Annotated in this window: 28 protein-coding genes and 1 pseudogene; 21 read left to right on the top strand and 8 right to left on the bottom strand. The window is 62.0% G+C overall.

Annotated features, from left to right (window positions below; genetic code table 11):
- The first annotated feature begins 107 nt into the window (after positions 1-107).
- Complete coding sequence (locus WBR68_RS08705; RefSeq protein ID WP_230693958.1) at positions 108-473, top strand: hypothetical protein; 366 nt, start codon at positions 108-110, stop codon at positions 471-473.
- A gap of 18 nt (positions 474-491) precedes the next feature.
- On the opposite strand, the gene WBR68_RS08700 is transcribed toward WBR68_RS08705, so the two are convergent.
- Positions 492-1,283 (bottom strand): DNA adenine methylase, encoded by a 792-nt coding sequence (locus tag WBR68_RS08700; protein WP_230693957.1) that lies wholly within the window; start codon positions 1,281-1,283, stop codon positions 492-494.
- 953 nt (positions 1,284-2,236) lie between these two features.
- Between WBR68_RS08700 and WBR68_RS08695 the strand changes: the two genes are divergently transcribed.
- Complete coding sequence (locus tag WBR68_RS08695) at positions 2,237-3,721, top strand: KAP family P-loop NTPase fold protein (RefSeq protein WP_230693956.1); 1,485 nt, start codon at positions 2,237-2,239, stop codon at positions 3,719-3,721.
- A gap of 33 nt (positions 3,722-3,754) precedes the next feature.
- On the opposite strand, the gene WBR68_RS08690 is transcribed toward WBR68_RS08695, so the two are convergent.
- From WBR68_RS08690 to WBR68_RS08665, 6 genes are all read right to left on the bottom strand, one after another.
- Entirely contained in the window at positions 3,755-4,294 is a 540-nt protein-coding gene (locus tag WBR68_RS08690; protein WP_230693955.1) for a hypothetical protein, read from the bottom strand.
- Positions 4,295-4,331: 37 nt separating this feature from the next.
- On the bottom strand, positions 4,332-4,826 hold the full coding sequence (locus WBR68_RS08685; protein ID WP_230693954.1) for a RusA family crossover junction endodeoxyribonuclease: 495 nt from the start codon (positions 4,824-4,826) through the stop codon (positions 4,332-4,334).
- Positions 4,823-5,047, bottom strand: a complete 225-nt coding sequence (locus tag WBR68_RS08680; protein WP_230693953.1) for a hypothetical protein — start codon at positions 5,045-5,047, stop codon at positions 4,823-4,825. Before WBR68_RS08680 ends, WBR68_RS08685 begins: the two co-directional genes overlap by 4 nt.
- Positions 5,044-5,499 carry a hypothetical protein gene (locus WBR68_RS08675; RefSeq protein ID WP_230694065.1) on the bottom strand — a complete coding sequence of 152 codons (456 nt, stop codon included), beginning with the start codon at positions 5,497-5,499 and terminating at the stop codon, positions 5,044-5,046. Before WBR68_RS08675 ends, WBR68_RS08680 begins: the two co-directional genes overlap by 4 nt.
- Positions 5,500-6,206: 707 nt before the next feature.
- On the bottom strand, positions 6,207-6,545 hold the full coding sequence (locus WBR68_RS08670) for a hypothetical protein (RefSeq protein WP_230693952.1): 339 nt from the start codon (positions 6,543-6,545) through the stop codon (positions 6,207-6,209).
- Positions 6,542-7,117, bottom strand: a complete 576-nt coding sequence (locus tag WBR68_RS08665; protein ID WP_230693951.1) for a hypothetical protein — start codon at positions 7,115-7,117, stop codon at positions 6,542-6,544. The genes WBR68_RS08670 and WBR68_RS08665 overlap by 4 nt, the downstream gene beginning before the upstream one ends.
- Before the next feature lie 82 nt (positions 7,118-7,199).
- On the opposite strand from WBR68_RS08665, the gene WBR68_RS08660 reads away from it, so the two are divergent.
- From WBR68_RS08660 to WBR68_RS08650, 3 genes are all read left to right on the top strand, one after another.
- Entirely contained in the window at positions 7,200-7,394 is a 195-nt protein-coding gene (locus WBR68_RS08660) for a hypothetical protein (RefSeq protein WP_230693950.1), read from the top strand.
- A gap of 85 nt (positions 7,395-7,479) precedes the next feature.
- Entirely contained in the window at positions 7,480-7,692 is a 213-nt protein-coding gene (locus WBR68_RS08655) for a hypothetical protein (RefSeq protein ID WP_230693949.1), read from the top strand.
- 272 nt (positions 7,693-7,964) lie between these two features.
- Positions 7,965-8,444 carry a hypothetical protein gene (locus tag WBR68_RS08650; RefSeq protein WP_230693948.1) on the top strand — a complete coding sequence of 160 codons (480 nt, stop codon included), beginning with the start codon at positions 7,965-7,967 and terminating at the stop codon, positions 8,442-8,444.
- Positions 8,445-8,455: 11 nt separating this feature from the next.
- Here the strand turns inward: WBR68_RS08650 and WBR68_RS08645 are convergent, their stop codons facing one another.
- Positions 8,456-8,665, bottom strand: coding sequence for a helix-turn-helix domain-containing protein (locus WBR68_RS08645; protein ID WP_230693947.1), 210 nt, complete (start codon positions 8,663-8,665; stop codon positions 8,456-8,458).
- A gap of 74 nt (positions 8,666-8,739) precedes the next feature.
- Here WBR68_RS08645 and WBR68_RS08640 point away from each other — a divergent pair, with 74 nt between their 5' ends.
- From WBR68_RS08640 to WBR68_RS08565, 16 genes and pseudogenes are all read left to right on the top strand, one after another.
- A complete protein-coding gene (locus tag WBR68_RS08640; RefSeq protein WP_230693946.1) occupies positions 8,740-9,117 on the top strand; it encodes a helix-turn-helix domain-containing protein in 378 nt (125 codons plus the stop codon).
- A 416-nt stretch (positions 9,118-9,533) separates the two neighbouring features.
- Entirely contained in the window at positions 9,534-9,752 is a 219-nt protein-coding gene (locus tag WBR68_RS08635; RefSeq protein WP_230693945.1) for a hypothetical protein, read from the top strand.
- Entirely contained in the window at positions 9,736-10,287 is a 552-nt protein-coding gene (locus WBR68_RS08630) for a hypothetical protein (RefSeq protein ID WP_230693944.1), read from the top strand. The genes WBR68_RS08635 and WBR68_RS08630 overlap by 17 nt, the downstream gene beginning before the upstream one ends.
- A 140-nt stretch (positions 10,288-10,427) precedes the next feature.
- Positions 10,428-10,841 carry a hypothetical protein gene (locus tag WBR68_RS08625; RefSeq protein ID WP_230693943.1) on the top strand — a complete coding sequence of 138 codons (414 nt, stop codon included), beginning with the start codon at positions 10,428-10,430 and terminating at the stop codon, positions 10,839-10,841.
- 183 nt (positions 10,842-11,024) lie between these two features.
- The gene (locus tag WBR68_RS08620) at positions 11,025-11,237 is read left to right on the top strand and encodes a hypothetical protein (protein ID WP_230693942.1); all 213 of its coding nucleotides are present in this window, start codon (positions 11,025-11,027) and stop codon (positions 11,235-11,237) included.
- Positions 11,234-11,590, top strand: a complete 357-nt coding sequence (locus WBR68_RS08615; RefSeq protein ID WP_230693941.1) for a hypothetical protein — start codon at positions 11,234-11,236, stop codon at positions 11,588-11,590. Before WBR68_RS08620 ends, WBR68_RS08615 begins: the two co-directional genes overlap by 4 nt.
- Positions 11,587-11,871, top strand: coding sequence for a DUF3846 domain-containing protein (locus WBR68_RS08610; protein WP_230693940.1), 285 nt, complete (start codon positions 11,587-11,589; stop codon positions 11,869-11,871). Before WBR68_RS08615 ends, WBR68_RS08610 begins: the two co-directional genes overlap by 4 nt.
- A complete protein-coding gene (locus WBR68_RS08605) occupies positions 11,868-12,188 on the top strand; it encodes a hypothetical protein (protein ID WP_230693939.1) in 321 nt (106 codons plus the stop codon). The genes WBR68_RS08610 and WBR68_RS08605 overlap by 4 nt, the downstream gene beginning before the upstream one ends.
- The gene (locus WBR68_RS08600; RefSeq protein ID WP_230693938.1) at positions 12,185-12,394 is read left to right on the top strand and encodes a hypothetical protein; all 210 of its coding nucleotides are present in this window, start codon (positions 12,185-12,187) and stop codon (positions 12,392-12,394) included. Before WBR68_RS08605 ends, WBR68_RS08600 begins: the two co-directional genes overlap by 4 nt.
- A complete protein-coding gene (locus WBR68_RS08595; protein WP_230693937.1) occupies positions 12,391-12,540 on the top strand; it encodes a hypothetical protein in 150 nt (49 codons plus the stop codon). The genes WBR68_RS08600 and WBR68_RS08595 overlap by 4 nt, the downstream gene beginning before the upstream one ends.
- 14 nt (positions 12,541-12,554) lie before the next feature.
- On the top strand, positions 12,555-13,361 hold the full coding sequence (locus WBR68_RS08590) for a RecB family exonuclease (protein WP_230693936.1): 807 nt from the start codon (positions 12,555-12,557) through the stop codon (positions 13,359-13,361).
- Positions 13,362-13,369: 8 nt separating this feature from the next.
- A complete protein-coding gene (locus WBR68_RS08585) occupies positions 13,370-13,588 on the top strand; it encodes a hypothetical protein (protein ID WP_230693935.1) in 219 nt (72 codons plus the stop codon).
- A 2-nt stretch (positions 13,589-13,590) separates the two neighbouring features.
- The gene (locus tag WBR68_RS08580) at positions 13,591-14,766 is read left to right on the top strand and encodes a hypothetical protein (RefSeq protein WP_230693934.1); all 1,176 of its coding nucleotides are present in this window, start codon (positions 13,591-13,593) and stop codon (positions 14,764-14,766) included.
- A gap of 10 nt (positions 14,767-14,776) precedes the next feature.
- Positions 14,777-15,679 (top strand): annotated as a pseudogene (locus tag WBR68_RS08575) (recombination-associated protein RdgC); the annotation flags it as partial.
- Positions 15,668-15,925 carry a DNA translocase FtsK gene (locus WBR68_RS08570; protein ID WP_342490496.1) on the top strand — a complete coding sequence of 86 codons (258 nt, stop codon included), beginning with the start codon at positions 15,668-15,670 and terminating at the stop codon, positions 15,923-15,925. The pseudogene WBR68_RS08575 and the gene WBR68_RS08570, both read left to right, overlap by 12 nt.
- 9 nt (positions 15,926-15,934) lie before the next feature.
- A complete protein-coding gene (locus WBR68_RS08565) occupies positions 15,935-17,716 on the top strand; it encodes an AAA family ATPase (RefSeq protein ID WP_230693933.1) in 1,782 nt (593 codons plus the stop codon).
- Positions 17,717-17,718: the final 2 nt, after the last annotated feature.

Below are 17,718 nucleotides of genomic sequence, written 5' to 3'. Positions count from 1 at the left end.
AACAATAACTTGCTGGAATTGGTAGGCCGGCATACAAGTACGGACGCAGCCCACACTGGACACAAACCTTTGTCCAGATCGAACCCGCGCAGCAAGGAGAAACGCCGATGGAATTTGACCTTGCTGCACTGCAAGCCGCCTGCCGAAACTTGGCAAGAGGCACCCTATGGTCAGAACAGGGCACGCCCGAAATTGCCGTAGCAGAGCTCGCAGGCGAATTCATTCGAATCGCCGCTGCGCAAGCTGCAGATGTGATCATGTCAGGTCGAGATCCCAACATAACCACGCGCGCGATCAGATACCTCACCTATTCGCACGTCACACCGGTCGGCGTTGATCCCAAATGGTGGTTCAACGAGATGTTGACGTGCCTGCTGGAACTTGCCGTCCCATCAATGATTCAGACACCCGAATCCAGCGCCTTCCTACTTGATGTGCGTGAAGGAATTGCTGAATCGATGGGGCCGGCCTAGGTCGAAAGGCTGCGACGCCTAAAACAGTCCAGCCGGGGCCGCGGCTACATCCCAACTGAATATCAAGATTTCGCCCCGCTCCACGCCGCGCCCTCCTCCCACCGTATAGCGGATGTCGGTGGCCTCAATGTGGAAGCCTTCGAACGCCCGGCGGATGTCAGGGTGATCGTTTAGGCTGACGATCGCACGGCCCTGCAGCTTGCGCATGCGCGCCGCCATGTCCTCGTACTGTTCGAACCCGAACTGCACTCCATAGCCTTCGGTCGCCCAATACGGCGGGTCCATATAGAAGAGCGTATGCGGCCGGTCGTACATCTCCAGGCACTTCTGCCAGGGCACGTTTTCGATGTAGGCGCCGGCCAGGCGCAGGTGCGCCATCGACAGGTTTTCTTCAAGCCGCAGCAGGTTCAGGCCCGGCGGCGCTGTCGTTGCAGTCCCGAAAGTTTGCCCGTCCACCTTGCCGCCGAATGCGTTCTGCTGAAGGTAGAAGAAGCGCGCAGCGCGTTGGATATCGGTCAGCGTCTCCGGCTTGGTGATCTGCAGCCACTTGAACACGTCGCGGCTGGTCAGCGCCCATTTGAACTGCCGGACGAACTCTTCCAGGTGGTGCTGCACCACGCGATAAAGGTTCACCAGCTCGCCGTTGACGTCATTCAGCACCTCGACCTTAGCCGGAGTAGGCCGCAAGAAGAAAAGCGCCGCACCGCCCGCGAAGGGTTCAACGTAGCACTCATGCGCGGGGAAAAACGGAAAAATGCGATCGGCCAGGCGACGCTTGCCGCCCAGCCATGGAATGATTGGGGATGCCATAGGTTGTGAGGATGTGTTACCGTTGCCCCCGCCTGTACAGGTGGGACGGCCTCGGGTCGCTCACGGCCTTAACCCGTGGGTCGGCTGTCGGTCGAGCAGTTACAGCTGCTCGACCGTCGCCGTCTTTTGCTTATTGCTCGGAGTCGATACGTGGAAATACCGAACTTCGTTCTCGATGCATGGACAGCACTTCAGGGTCTCGATTGGCCCCGCATCGTCCTAGGAAAACACATCCCCTTGACTCTGCTTTTGGTGCTCCAAATCCTGGCGCCATTCGCACTCCTAGCGGCAATCCGATTTGGCGAGCGCCGCGCGCGTCCTAGTCAATTTCGGCGTCAGCCCATCTTTGAAATTAGTCAATCACAAGCAGTTGACATTTGGTACCAGGAGTCCTGTCGGGCCGCGGATGCAGACGCATCGTTCATCAAGTTCATCTCAACGGGAGCTGGCCTTGGGATCGCCGCAACAGCCACCTTGCTTGCTGTTCCAGGCGTGCCCCCAGCCCTTCTTGTCGCCGCCGCCGTCGTCTGCATTGCGTCACTCATACACGCCTTACTCGCTAGCGCTTGGACGGCACAGGCGCATACGCAGCGAGCAAGACAGTTCTTGCGCAATCTGCGAGGCTCTAACGCGGAAGACAACATTCCGGTGCGTATAAACCACCTCAGGAATGACCGTTGGTTCCGCGATTCCAGGGACCTGTCGGGCCTCGCCATGCTTTGGCTAGTATTGGGTTGGAGCGACATCCTTTTTGCCCTAACCATGAAAGCAGGCTTCGCACCCACCTTGGAAAGATGGCTGCTCCTCTAAGCAAAACGCCCCGGTTTTCGGCCGGGGCGTTTCTTCAGGTCGTACTTGCTACGAGTCTGGGCGAATTCTGCATAATCTGATTCACCCTGTCAAGACCCGAACGCCCCCGCTTTCAACACCTTCAAACATCCCTATAGCTCGCCATGACCGACGAAAAAGAGTTTGAACCGAGTCAGTTGCGTTTCCGCCCCCCCGAAATCGAAATCACGGACGCTGCGCCGTTTGCCAACGACAGGCTTGAGCGGCAACCCTTCGTTGAGGCGGTCACCGACCTCCTCAACGCAATCCGCGAACCGTTCGTGGTCGCTCTAAATGCCCCCTGGGGTAGTGGCAAGACCACGACCTTGGGGCTGCTGAAACCCGAGCTAGCTCGCGCCAACATTACGACCGTGAGCTTCAATGCGTGGGAGGTGGACGATGCAACCGACCCTCTGGTGCCGCTTGTAGCGGCGCTACATGATCGTCTACTTGAGATCAAAGGGTTCCCTCGCGGGCTTGACCCTTCAAAGATCGACCGCTTCAAGAAGCTGGGCAACTCCATACTGAAACATGGGGCAATTGCAGCAGTAAAGGCCGCGACCGCCGGCTTTGTGGACATCGGAGCGACGGCGGAAGGAATCGCCAAGGCAGCCGGCGAAGCGGCCTTAAAAGCCAGCGAGGACCTCACTGTCGACTTCATTGAGAATTTCAAACAGGAGCGGAAAGCTGCCAATCAATTTCGTCATTTGCTTGAAGAACTGATTGAGTATGTCCGGGTTTCAACGCCCGACGGGCAGGAATGGCCCCCTCTGGTGTTGGTAATTGACGAGCTCGATCGCTGCCGACCAACGTTCGCTATCGCCATGCTCGAGAGAATCAAGCATTTTTTTAGCGTGCCCGGATTGGTGTTCGTTTTGGCCTTAGACCTTGAACAGCTAAAGGCGAGCACCCGTAAGGTTTACGGCGACGACCTGGACGCAACCGAGTATTTGCGCCGCTTCGTCGATCTTGAACTGAGGCTGCCGCGTGCAGACCTTGGCAACATGGTCAATGCGATGTTGACGAGTTGCGGCGCGGACTCCTTTTTCAAGGCACGATCAAACTACACAATCTTGCGGGAAGATCGCGAGTGGATTGTGACGATTCTAAAAAATCTCGCCCACCACTTTGACCTATCGCCGCGAGTGATCCAACGCATGGTATCAAGGCTGATGCTCGTAGTCCGTCAAACCGCCTCAAACGGGCACCTAGACCCCATCATCGTCGTTTTTCTAATCTTCCTAAGGATGCACGATGAGCAAATGCTCCGCAGGCTCGTGACGGGCAAAATTCAGGCAGACCAAGCAATGGCAGCGCTTCAAACAGTCAGCCCAGGAGGGGAGGCGTTTTACAACTCCCACGCGGGTATGATGATCGAGGCCAACCTGTTATATGCCCACTACAGCGCTCACCATGAATACGTGGCGTCTCTGATGGAGCGGGCCAACACTGCTACAGCCACGAAAAGCGCGGAGGACGTTCGGCTATTGGAAGTCTGCCGACGGTATGAAATTCTGCGCAATACGTATTTCAGCCGTTCGTGGATTGATTTACGAGAAATCGACAGGCGCATAAACCTCGTTGCCACGGATCTGAAAGAGGACAGGTGATTAGGCACGAGCGGCTTTCTTGGTCTGCTCGTCTTAGTTCACATTGTCAAGCGCGGTGGGCGCCACGTCGCCTTCCAAGTCCACCACGATGTCCGCCTCCCGCATCCGGATATCGAGCCTCTTCAGCGCAGCACGGCGCGCACCTTCCACCAGCACGCGATATGCACTCGCCGGCCGCTGCAGTGCGGAATATGGCAGGTCGAATCTGTCGCACATGTCCCGCAGCCGCGGCCTGCCCCGCAAGATGTGCGCCGTCAGCATGTCGGTCACCTCCCTCTCTCGGCTGTCTGCAGGCGCTTCCGGATTCAGCCACTCTGAGACCCGGCGCGCGCTGGTGGCGCCCTCTTCGCCCGTGCCGTACTGCGCGTGCAGGATGTGAAAGCCAATCCCCTCGCCCAGCGTGCGCTCCATCACCTTGACGGTGAACACCGCCTGCGCATGCCAGTCGTGCGGCGTTAGGCCCGACAGCGCCTTGCGCTCGTACTCGACGTCAAAGCGCTCCTGCAATGCTTCGCAGATCAACTGCGTCGGGTTTTTCGGCTCGATGGGCATGGCCAGCATCAGGTAGGCCACGGCGATCGCGTGTTCTGCACATGCAAAGGTCCCAGCTTCACGCCGCATTTTTTTTCACTCCCTGCGCGGGTTCCATGTCCAGCACGGTCAGCACCACTGCCACGCCCGGCACCAGGCCGTAAACCTTGCGCTTGCTGGCCTGGACCACCTGGGCGTCATCGCGATATGCGACCCCATTGCATCCGTCCTTGATGGCCTTCTCGACGTTGTCGCCGTCCGGTTTCACGGTGGGCGCGATCTCGCCCGCGATCGCGCGGCGCTGCCGCACCCTGGACCAAGATTGCGGAATCGGCAGGACAATGTCCAGGTCCATCCGTATCGGCCCGGTATAGGCTTCGCGCCCGGCCATGGCCTGCGCTGCAACCAGCTTGACCAAGCTTTCATAGGCCACTGTCGCCTCTGGCGTGTAGTGGCGCGTGAAGACGCGCGTGGCTCCCGTTTTGACGTCGCGGCCTATACGCGAACTGGACTTTGCGCGGCCCTTGCCCTGCGGCACGCCCGGCACGGTGAATGTGATCTGGTTCGACATCATGCTCCCTCGCTGCGCACGTCGCACAGCCATTCGATACGCGCGGCCGTCTTGGCCGCCGGCGCTGGTTGGTGGTCCCGACACTGGCGGGGGTATTGCGGGCTGACGAAGGTGCCCGGGCGGTCAGTCATCGCGGCGCACCGACCCAAGCCGAGTTGGGCGTATTTCGGGGCTTCGCGCAGCGTGAACAGCACGCAGCTGACGCACTCGACGGTGGCGGTCATATGTGGACCCCAAGGTCTGCGCGGGCGCGAGCTTTGTCGTCTTCGCTCAGGCCCGCGGCGGCGATCACCCTGGCCTTGAACGACGGGAACGGTTCGCTCTGCCCCTGCACAACGCCCAGCTCGGCGCCCTTCCCTTCCAGGCCTGACGCGGTGGTGAGCCAGGCCAGCGGATCGGACTTCGACACGGCCGGGCGTACGCCCTTGAGGGCACTTTCTGCCTGCGGCGGGTTCAGCACCTTGGCGACGAAGATGTCCAGGAATCCGGGCGTGATGGGGCCCGGGTCACCTGTCGCCTCGCGGTCCAGCACGGCCTGGTTGTAGGCGTCCAGAAGCTGTAGGCCGCTGGCGTCAGCGTCGATCCATGCCCTGATGCGTGGATCGCTGGCGTTCGTGCCACGCGGCTGCTTGCCTCGGGCTTGCTCTCTGCGGCGCAGCCAAACGGCAACCGACATGGCGCGCTCTTCGGGCGTCTTCCCGCAGTCCAGCGGCGGCGGCGCAGGGTCGTCATCGTTCGCGGGCGTGTGCGCGAGAGACGCCGCCGCTGCTTCTTTTTCTTTTAAATACTGTCCCTGTCCCTCTCCCTGTCCCTTGGAGTGCGTGTCTTTAGGGACAACCGGGGGGTGTCCCGGCGGACTGGCGCCGCTGTCCCTTGGGACATTTTTTCTTGTCCCAGGGACACCAATTGGTTGTCCCTGGGGACAACCAAGGGACAACCACTCATCCAGATCTGGGACAGGCAAGTTTGTCTCGTGCCGCTGGTTGTGCTTTTTGACTCGCGCGCACTCCGTTTTCCATCTCTGTATGAGCTTTGCGCGCCACGCCTCGTTCGCCTTCTCAGCCACCACCGGGTGATACAGCCGTCCATCTGAGCATTTCAGCCAACCTCGCAAGGCGCCCGCACGATGGCGCAACCACTCTTTGGTTACGCGGCCGAAGCCGGCCAACTGCGCCAGCATTTCGTCATCGTCGGGAAGGCTAGCTGCTGGCACTTGGTGCCAAGCTGCACACCACAGCAGAACGGCGCAACGAAAAGCCTCGCCATCAGCTTTCACCGCCAAATCGCTGTCGCGCAACCGCACCACGTCTAATGGCAAGAAATGGAAGTCCCGCAGGTCGCAGTCTGCGGGAGTTAGAGGCGCGGACGTCGACTGCGTATCAGTCATGCCGCATCCCTCATTTCCAGGAGTGCATAGGCATCCCACATCCGCAGGCTGGCCAGGCGCGCAATATTCACCGCAGCAGCCAGGCTGATTGGCAAGGCGTCACGATTCGGCGTGGCGCTCGGCGCACATTCCACACGTATGGGCTCGTTGACCGGACGATGGTATGCAGCGGATTGGGCCAACCCGAGTTTCCGCGCCTGCCCGTGGACCTGCGGCATGGGCAGGCCAAATGCGGCGCTGATCGCCGCCGTGGGCGCGTCAAGGTAGAACGTGCGCAATACCACACGCTCGATATCGGGCCACGGGCGCCGTGCCTGCTCTCGCGCGCTTCTCATGACGGATCCGCTTCTTTGGCAGGGATCTGCATGCCCGCCGCCACCATCTGACGCTCCACGGTTGCTCGCGCCTGGCGCAGCGCAACGATGGATTCCGATGTTTCGCGGTGGGCCTGAATCAGTTCTTCCTTGGTCGCCTGGCCATCGAGCAAGGCCGCAAGCGCGGCGCTTGCCTCGGCCTGCTCACGCAGGACGTTGGCCAACTGCCCGACGCACAAGGTTTCGGCGCCTTCGGTGGCCAGCGTGCGCACCGCCAAGTTGAGCGGGCGCAAAAGATCGTCGACGCAATGCCGGCGCCGATCATGTGGCATGGCCGCAAGCACGGACGGCAGGAAGTTGGCCGGCAGGAGGTTGTTCTCCTTGCTCTCGTCATCCAACCAGCGCGACACCCGGTCGGCATTGGCCTTCATCCGCGCGAATGCGTCCTGTGTGGGCGGCTCGAATCGAATGCCGGTCACGGCGGGCCCATTGCGGGCTTCGTGTTCCCGCACTATCGTTTCAACCATCGTTTCCCGGGACCAGTCGAGCGACTTGCGCCAGGCCGAGGTGTGATCGCGCAGGACGGCGATCAAGGTTTTGTGCGATTCATGTCGCATGCGTCAAATACTCCGGACGGTTACATTTCCACCAGATGAGCAGACCGAGGAATGCAAGATGGGAATGAAGATGGAAGACGGCGCCGCCCAGGCCACGCTGGCGCTGCTGAAATTGGCCAAGGAGATCGCCGACGCGGTAGTGGGCGACGCGGACCAGGCGACAGTGCGGGCGGTCTTCGACCGCCTGTGCCTTGAGACGGACTACCGCGCGGATACGGAGCCACCGCCAGTGGCGGCTACCGGGGTGCATTAGGCCTTGGCGGCGCAAATGGGCGACCAGCTCCAGCCCCTTAGAATGGGTGCTCTCACACAGCCCTACTTTGGGAAAGGAACCGGCCATGGAAATTCGCGATATGCAGACGCGCATCGAGTTCGGAAAGCAACCCGAGTTCATCGAAAAGTCCTTTACCTTCGAAACTGGCGAGACCATTACGTTTCGCCTGCCGTATGGTCCGATGCATCAGCGCGATCAGTCACTCGAAGAGCTCCACACGCGTTCCATCGAGAGGGTGATTTCGCTACTGGAGGGCGTGATTCGGGACGGGAACTAGCCTCGGCACTGGCGGCTTCACGTTCAAGAGGAACGTCCATGCGAGCCAGTTCTGAGAGCTGCTCGTCTGAATGCATAGGGAACGAGCGACGGAGCGCCTCCCGGGCTTGAAGGCGGTCCCGCTCTTCCAAGTATTGATCCAGGTGCGGAGCGATAAGCTGGAAGATGATCCGAGAAAGGAACTTACGCATGGTCGCCCTCCCCGTTGCTGTTCCCGCGCCACGTAGAATCGGGAGTTCTCACACAGCCCATTTCTACGTTGGGGGAACTCGCATGGATTTTTCGCTGATCACAAGTGCCGTCAGCGCCATCAATGGCGCGATTGACCTCGGCAGAGGAGCCTTGTCTATACGGGACGAAGCCAAGGCGATGGAGATAGTTCAGGCCATGAACGAAAAGCTGCTCGATGCCCAGCAACGCCTTTTCGAACTCGGGGCTGCCGTTAACGCGTTGCAGCATGAGAACTTCGAAGCCACACGAGAATTGCGAGAACTGAAGGAAGTCCTTGCAGAGCGCGGCCGATACTCGCTTGTCGAGATCAGTCCCGGCCAGTTCGCATACAAGACAAATCCGGCGCCAGCACTTTTCGGGACCAGCGACCCAGCTTTCACGCAGCCGGATCACTACATCTGTCAACAGTGCTTCGACGGGCCTAGTAAGACCAAGGTTGTATTGCAGCGCAGGTTCTTTATGGGTGGCGTCTATCAGTTGACCTGCCCCAGTTGCAAGTCGACCTGGGTCGGGCCACAGTGACCGCATCGACATCACGCCGCCTCCCGCTGGGCAGCCGAGAATACTTCTGGCCGCACCATTTCGAGGAACATGCGTCTCGCTGCGGGAATACCAGTCTTACGCCAGTCCGAAACGGAGGGATCTTTGACCTTGCACAAGCGGGCAACAGCCGCCGTACCGCCCAGGGCGTCGATGATGTCGGAGTCGGGGTGTTTGATGTCCATGCCGGGATTATTAGGCATGCCTTATTTTTCGTCAAGAACCTCCTAACTCCAAATGCAGGCATGCCTACTGGAGTTCCCATTAGGATTGCCGAATGACGACACTTGCAGAACGCCTACGTGAGGCAATGAGTGCGGCCGGCGTAAAGCAGGTCGAACTGGCGCGCGCCGCTGGCATCAAACCGCCGTCAGTTGCCGATTGGCTGAACGGTAAAACAAAGAACATCAGGGGCGCCAACTTGGTCAGTGTGGCGCAGCTTCTAAACGTGAGCGAGGCGTGGTTGGCGGATGGCACGCTGCCGAGGGAAAGGCGTTTGGAGTCGGACTGGCCCTTCCCACGTATATCAAAGCAGCACTTCTATGAACTGTCTGATGCACAACGTGCCGGCATCGAAGAATGGGTATTGGGCCAAGTGATTGCTTACCGAGGCAATCTTGATGTCAAAAGCTCCACCGGTACGAAGGCCGCCTAATCAGCGCCATCTCGCGCTGGTTGCCCGTTGCGGCAAACTTTTAACGGATGTGTGACCAAATGAGAAAAGTGCTTGTGAGTCTTTCAGTTTTGGCGGCCTTTGCTGGCGGCCCTGCTCAGGCGAATTGCGTCGGAACGAATGCAATGCAGAGCTGCTTTGACGACAAGGGCAATAGCTACCAAGTCCAGCGTTTTGGAAACACCACGACGGTACAAGGAAGCAACGCTCAGACCGGAAATACCTGGAACCAGACTAGCCAGACTTTTGGAAACACGACCCAGCATTTCGGCACGGCGTCGAACGGGAATACGTGGAACTCCACCACGCAGACCTTGGGAAATCAGACCCACACCTATGGGACCGACAGCCGAGGCAACACGTTTTCGAAGACGTGTAACCAGTATGGATGCTTCTAAATGACCGATGAACTTGAGAATCTGCGAATGCAGTTACTCAATGCGAAGACGGCCCACGCAGATGCCGTGGACGCAGCCCTAGATGCCGTAGATATTGGGTTAGGTCTGACAACGCAGCGATTGTCCGTCGTTGAAGCCACTGACCAATTGAAGGAGGTTTTGGCTGCCATCAAGAAAACATGGAAAACCATGGAAGGCGAGAATGATTCAGGAAAGTGACGACATCCGCTCAACGCGAGAGCACCTTAAGCAGCGAGCGGACGAAATGTCTAGGGCGCTTGCCTTGGGGAGTCGATCGCACGAGAATACCCAGATGGACCATGTACCACGCCCCGAACTCGATGCGAAGCTCGCAACCATCGAAGCGAAGATGGATGGGCGTCTTTCGCGGATTGAAGACGCCTTGCGTGATATCAAGGCACAAGGCGCAGAGCAGAAGAGCACTGCCTGGAAGGCGGCTGCCGCCACGATGGGTGTAATTGTGGGGGTTGTAGCGCTGGCCGTTGGCAGCTTCGATTCTGGCCGAGAGACTGAAAAGTTGATCAGTGAAGCTCGCAGGGATCTGCAAACCGCGGTCCAGCAGACAGAGCAAAAACAAGTCGCTCTCCAGCAGCAGTTGAGTGAGGCTACGAAGCAGCAAGTGGCGGTGCAAGAAACCGTAGCGAAAGCCGTTAGAGCCTTGGAGTCATCCAACTGGTGGACGCACAAGGATAGCCCAGGCTTCCAACCCTATACCCTTCCACCAAAGCAATAACCGCGCACAATCTCCAACCGCCTCCGGGCGGTTTTTCTTTGCCTGTTACAACTTAAATTAGGCATGCCTATTGATGAGTTATTAGGCATGCCTTATATTTCTCCTATGCCCTGAATCCCCGGGGCAACAGGGAGAAGATCATGAACAGCAATAAGCAGGCGGCCACGCGCGTCGTCGCCCGCACCGAGGCCCTGCATCGCCTCCCCGCCCTACGCGACGGCCCCAACCACATCCCGTCCCACGGCGCCTTTCCTTGCGAAGCATCCGTCGGTCCCTCAGAGATGAACGACGCCGACCTCCTAAGCGTCCTCTTCGACTTGTTTGCCGGTCGCACCACCGCCGCCTTTGGCGAAGGCCTGGATTGGTGGAACGAAACCCTGCAGTGCGACCTGGCACCCCAGGCTGCCGCCGGTGTCGCGCTCTCAGCTCTCAGCAAATGGCCCTTCGACCAGCGCGCCAGCGCGCCTGGCGTTAAGACATTGCAGGACGAGCTGCTGAAGCGCGCGCGCATGCTGATTGAGCGCTCCCCCGGCACCATCAAGGAGGCCGTCTGATGGCGGGCTTCCTCACCGTCGGCCTGGTCGTTCTCGCCACCGAACTGCGCGCATTTTTCAAGCGCCGCAAGAGGCCGCGCAAGTGATCGCCGCCCTCCTCCTTTTCCCCCTCGCCTACGCCATGGCGCGCGCCATTGATGAGTTCGCCGCCTATCGCCGACGCACCGATCCGTGGGGACGCGCATGACCGCCGCCACGTTTTGGGTCCTGCTGGCATTTCTGCCGCCCGGCGGTGACCGGCCGCCCGTGATGGTTATCGACCGCTTCACCAGCCAAGCCGAATGCCTCGACGTGCTGGCGGTGTTCCCGTTCGGCACCCGCATCGACTTCACCTGCATGCCCAGCCGGCAGATCCGCGCCAGCGCGGCGTCAACTTCGGAGAACCGCCAGCTATGAACGCCCCAACCCTTTCACCCGAACGCGAAGTAGTGCTGCATGACGCGCTCGACCACATCATGCGCACCGCGCGCGCCAGCTCGTCGCAGACCCGTCGCCTGCGCTGGATCGCCAGCCGTGCAGAAGCCGCGCTCGCGGGCCGGCCGTTCGTTGCGGCCGAGCACGATCAGCCCAAGATGGTGACCGAAGCCGCCTTGCAATCGAAGAACATGGCGTTGCGCCTGGCCAATTCCCGCCTGCGCAACGCACTGGCGCAGGTTGCTGGCGGTGCTACCGGCTACGCGGACCGCGACACCGAACTGGCGCAGATCGCCCAGGCCGCCCTGGACGACGAGCAAGGGGGTCGGGCATGACGTCGACCCGCAAGCTGATTCGCGCCGATGGCGCCGAAACCGTGCTGCACGGCCCACATGCCATCCAAGATGTCTGCCAAATGATCGGCGCCGATGCACTGGACACCGTCAGCCTCGCTGACCGCGTGCACGTAATGCTGGTTGACGACGACGGCATCAGCAAGGGTCTGCCCGTCAACCCGGCGGCCACGCGCCTGTACCAAGAAGCCCGCGGCATCCCTCACCAGATCCGCGGCGACGTCGTGATCGTGCCCGACTCCGACTACGCGAGGCAAGCATGAGCGCCCAGCACACGCCCGGCCCCTGGCTCTGCACGAAGGCAAAGCACGGCGTTGATGCCGACCACTACGTGATCGCCACCTTGGCCGATGACCGCGGCGACCGGTGTCTGATCATCCACGCCGAAGTCGGCGACGACAGCCAGGTCGAAGCCAACGCCCACCTGTTGGTTGGCGCGCCGAACCTGCTTCAAGCAGCGCAGCGCTACCTCAATGCGCTCGACACCTGGGACGGTTCGGGGAAAGCAGAACGCCACACCAAGCGGATGGAGCACGACCTGCGCGCCGCTGTCGCCAAGGCCAAGGGGGAGCAGCAATGACCTCCACCGCCCGATACCAGTGTCAAACGTGCGGCGGCACGTTCACCGCCAGGACGGCCGACCGCGCCCGCGGCTGGGCCCGCTTCTGCTCGAAGTCCTGCAAAGCCAACAAGCAGGCGGCCCGCGCCGGACAGCACCGCGGCTATCTGGCTCGCCGAGACAGCGACGAGAGCTTCCCGTCGCTTGCCGAAGGGGACGTTCAATGATCCGCCGCTTCTTTCACGCCCTCGATCGCGATCACGCCGTCGGCGCCATCGCCCTGGTCTGCGCCGTTATCTCCTATGGCTACGTGCAGCAGGCCGACGAAGCCGCCGCCCTGCGCGCCGGCGCCCAGCAGCAGGCCTCCAAATGACCGGAGCCGCCGCCATGCAACCCAACGTTTTCACCGTCCGCGCCTCAAGCTGGGGCCGCCTCTTCGACTGCGCCCACGCCTGGGAGGCCACGCACATCCTCGGCATGAAGAAGCCCTCCGGAATGCGCGCATTGCTGGGCACGGCCGTCCACGCCGGTACCGCTGCCTATGACCGCGCCCGCCTGGATGGCACTGAATGTTCGCCGGACGATGCCGCCGGCGTGCTGGTGGACGAGCTGCACAACCCGGCCTTTGAGGTCGACCGTGCGGCGGACAAGCTGTCTATCCGTGACGCTGAACGCATTGCGTTGACGCTGCTAGTGCGCTACTGCGCCGACGTGGCGCCGCGCTTTCACTACATCGATGTGGAGACGCAGCTAGAGCCGCTGTCCATTGATTGCGGCAACGGCTTGACCGTGCGCCTGACCGGCACGATGGACCGCGCGCGCGTGGCCGAAGCCGAAGGCGGGATCGTGATTCCCGACGTCAAGACTGGCGCGCGGATCATCGCCGACGGAAAGGCGGTCACGCGCGGCCATGCCGCGCAGACGGGCACGTATCAGCTCATGTACGAGCACACGAAAAATGTGCGCACCGTCGGCGCCCAGATCATCGCCCTTTCGACCGGCGCCACCGCTGAGACCGCTGTCAGCCCGGTCTTTGACGCGCGCCGCGTCATGGTCGGCGAAGACGACCGCCCGGGCTTGCTTCAGCACGCCGCCGCCATGTTTCGCACTGGCCTCTTCCCCCCGAACCCCTCCAGCGTCCTTTGCAGCGAGAAGTATTGCGCCCGCTGGTCCACCTGCCTTTTCCATCAATAGGAGCCCACATGTCCTTGCACCCCGTCAGCCGCGACGTGTTCGTCCGGCGTACCGATCCCAACGGCAAACGCCCGCCCGTCATCACCCAGCACCTCGCTTGGGATCCGGCCGAATTTATGGCCAGCCAGGTCAAGCAGTACGACACCGAGGCCAAGCCGCACGAACGCCAAACCATTTCTATTGCCACCGCCGCGGATTACCGCGCTCAACAGACCAAAGGACGTTGAACATGACGACCCAGACCGCAACCGTTCAAACCCTGCGCGCCGCGCCGGAGGCGCAGATGCCCATTGTGGCCCCCGGCTTCGGCAGTCTTCAGGGCTTCGAACTTATGCAGCGCGCCGCGCGCCTGCTGTCCAGCAGCACCCTGGTGCCGGTGGCCTATCGGCAGACCATTGAGAAGCTGGACCGCTTCGGCAACGTCAAGGAAAGCCGTGAGAACCCCAACGCGCTTGCCAACTCCGTTGTCGCTCTGAACATGGCGCAGCGCATGGGCGCTGACCCGCTGATGGTCATGCAGAACCTGTACATCGTCGAAGGCCGACCGTCCTGGTCGTCTCAGTGGATCATCGCCGCGATCAATGGTTGCGGCAGGTTCTCCCCTTTGCGGTTTCGCATCGAGAGCCGCGGCGAACGCGAGATTGAATACAAGTCGACCTATTGGGAGAGCAACCAGCGGCACACCAAGGTCGAGAAAGTCAGGATCAACGACAAGGTGTGCGTAGCCTGGGCCATCGAGAAAGAAACCGGCGAGGTCATCGAGTCGCCCGCCGTGTCGATCGAAATGGCGGTGCTGGAAGGCTGGTACACGAAGAATGGCAGCAAGTGGCAGACCATGGACGAGGTCATGCTGCGCTATCGCACCGCGTCGTTCTTCGGAAAGCTCTATGCGCCCGAATTGCTGATGGGCTTGCAGACGGTCGAAGAGGCACAGGACATCATCGAGGCAAGCACCGGTCCGGATGGCACGATCAGCGTGAACGTGGATGAACTGCGCGGCAGCGCTGCGCCGACCCAGCGCCAGCCGGCGGCCGCCGACGTCACTGACGTCGAATCCCGCGATACCAAGGCCGCCCAGGCCGCCCCGGACACAGCCCTTGCAAAGGCGCAGGCCGAGACTGATGACCCCGCGCAAACCGCAGCGCCGGATGTGGCAACCAATGCGGATCCAACTGCCGGCGCCAGTGAAGACGACGGCGGTGAAGCCCTGGACCCAGCCAAGGTTGAGGAACAGTTGCGCGCGGCGAAGTCGCTTGACGTCCTGGACATCGCTGCCGACTACCTGCCCGGCATCGCAGACATTGAAGAGCGCGATCGCCTCAACCGGCTGTACCAGCAGTTGCGCCTGACCCTGACCAGCGCCCAGCAGCGCGCGCCGCGCCGCCGCGTGGCCGCGCCGGAATAAGGGAGCAGCCATGTTCAAGAACGCAAAAATCTACCGCATCACGTCCGCCGCGCCTTTCTGGAACCTTGACGAACTGAACGAAGCACTGGAGGCGCATGCTTATGTGCCCGCCGGCGAATTGCAGCGCCAGTCTATCGGCTGGGTGCCGCCACGCGAGGGGGCCGACCTGGCGCACGCGGTGAGCGGCAAGCTGCTGCTGACGCTGCGCATTGAAGCCAAGTTGCTGCCGGGCAAGGCGATCGCCCAGGCGACCACCGCGCGTGCGCTGCAAATCGAACAGCAACAGGGCTACAAGCCCGGCAAGAAGCAATTGAAGGAAATCCGCGAAGCGATCATCGACGAGAAACTGCCCACAGCCTTAACGCAGTACGACGATATCCGCCTGTGGATTGACACTATCGAACGCTGGCTGATCATCGACACCAGCACGCCCGCGAAGGCCGACATCGTTATCGGGCTGCTGGCCAAGTGCGTCGACCCGTTTCCGATCGAAAACCTGTACGTGGCGCAATCGCCGGCATCCGCCATGACCGGCTGGCTGGCAGCCGACGAGCCGCCGACCAGTTTCAGCATCGACCAGGACGCTGAATTGCGTTCATCTGGCGAAAGCGGCGCGGCCATCCGCTATGTGAAGCATTCCATCGACGCCGACGACGTGCGCCGCCACATCCAGTCAGGCAAGCAATGCACGCGCCTGGCCATGACCTGGTCGGATCGGATCTCGTTCGAACTGACCGAGGATCTGGACATCCGCAAGATCCGGCCGCTGGACCTGCTGAAAGAGAACCACCCCGCTCAAGACACGGATGCCGAGGTCTTCGATGCGGAGTTTCTCCTTATGGCCGGCGAGATCGTCAAGCTGCTCGCCGAATTGGTCTACGCCCTCGGAGGCGAGAAGCAGATCCACGAATCAGCGGCAGCGGCGGCGCCTGGCCAACTTGCGCTCGAGGGCGACGACGGTGACACCGACGACGCCGTCGACCCGCTGTACATGGACGCCGTCACGATCGTGCGCAAGCACCGCCGCGCATCCGTCTCCCTTGTTCAACGCCATCTGCGCATTGGCTACAACCGCGCCGCCCGTCTCCTTGAATCCATGGAAACGGCCGGCCTGGTGTCCGCCATGGCGTCCAACGGCAGCCGCGAGCTACGCGCATAAGGAGCAACCATGCGAATCAACCGAATCACCACTGAGAACTTCCAAGGCGCGCGCGCCGTGGACCTGGTGCTGCGCACGCCGGCCGCCTTGATCGCCGGTCCGAACGGCGCCGGCAAGTCCAGCATCGCGGAGGCTGTGCGCCTCGCACTGTTGGGCACGCCCGAGCGCGTGGGGCTGAAAAAGGAATATGGCGCCCTGGTCAGCGATGGCGCCAAGCTGGGCGCCGTGACGTTGGATCTGGACGAAGGCGCCGTCGGCATCAGCCTGCCCAAAGGGGCGCAGTCGGGCGAAGCCCTGGTGCCCCAATCGCCCGCCTTGCCGTATGTCCTGGCGCCTGAGCGCTTCGCCGCTGCCAAGCCCGACGAACGCCGCAGCCTGCTGTTCGCGCTGACCGGGACCAACGTCAAGGCAGACGGAATCGAGCGCCGCCTGTTCGCGCGCGGCTGCGCCGCACCGCTCGTCACCCAGATCAAGCCCATCCTGCGCACCGGCTTCGCCGGCGGCGCGGAATTCGCCAAGGGGCAAGCGACCGAGGCCAAAGGTGCCTGGAAGGTCGCCGCCGGCGAACAGTGGGGTAGCCAGAAGGCAGAAGGCTGGAAGGCAGAAATCCCGCCCTTCGACCCGGCCGCGTTGGACAAGGCGCGAGCCGACTTGACCGCACTGGACAGCCGTATCGACGCGACCGCGCAGTCCCTGGGCGCCCTGGAGCAAAAGGCTACGGCCTACGCGGCTGCCCGCGATCAGTTGGCCGCGCGCCAGGCCAAGGCGGCCCAATTGCCGGCGCTGCGCCAGAAGCTGGAGTTTGACCAGGAAGAGCATGCCAAGTTGGGCGCGCGCGTGGATGAGCTGCAGGCGAAGGCCGGATCCGGGCCACGCGTCGGGCTGGTGCATGCGCTGGCTGAATGCTTGAGCGAGGCTTTCGACACGCTGGCTGAAGAGCACTTCTCGGTGCCCCTTCACGGCAAGTCGCTGGTCGCTATCACCGAGTATGAGCACCAGTACGGCAAGATCGGCGCCGCCGGCGACGCCGAGGCCGCTGGCGCGCTGCCCAAGGCCATCGAGGCCCGCGACCTGATGGCGCGCAGCGTGGAGAACGACCGCCGCGACATCGCCACGGCCGAAGCGGCCGTCGCCCAGCTACAGGACGGCGCCGCGCCCGAGGCAGTCCAGCCCGCCGACGTGGAAGCCGCGCGCGCCAAGGTGGCCGCGCTGCGCGCCGAACGCAAGGCAATCGATGAGCGCGTCCAACTGCTGCTAAACGCCAAGCGGGCCGCCACCAGCGCCACTGAGCGCACGGCGAACGCCGCACGCTACCACCAGGATGTAATGGCCTGGTCCGCGATTGGCGACGCCCTGTCGCCTGACGGTATCCCGGGCGAAATCCTGGCCGAGGCGCTGCAACCGGTGAACGACAAGCTGGCCGATCTGGCCGACCTGGCCGGCTGGCGCGTGCCCGCGATCGGCGCCGACATGGTCATCACCTTCGCCGGCCGCCCCTATCGCCTGCTGTCCGAGTCCGAACGCTGGCGCGTGGACGCGCTCGTCGGCGCCGCCCTGGCTGAAATCTCCGGTCTGCGCTGCCTGATCCTTGACCGCTTCGACTGCCTGGACCTACCGGGCCGCGGCGACGCGCTCGGCCTGGTCGACGCGCTCGCCACCGACGGCCGCCTCGACACCATCCTGGTGCTGGGCACGCTGAAATCGCTGCCCGCCGCGCCCACCGACGCCTTTACCACCTTCTGGATTGAAAACGGCACGACCGAGCAGCCCAAGCTGCGCGCGGCCGCCTGAAA

This window comes from Achromobacter sp. JD-1 (genome assembly GCF_038594925.1).
GTDB lineage: Bacteria > Pseudomonadota > Gammaproteobacteria > Burkholderiales > Burkholderiaceae_B > Achromobacter > Achromobacter spanius_C.
Note: the sequence above shows the minus strand (reverse complement) of the source record. Positions and strands in the feature narration are given on the sequence as shown.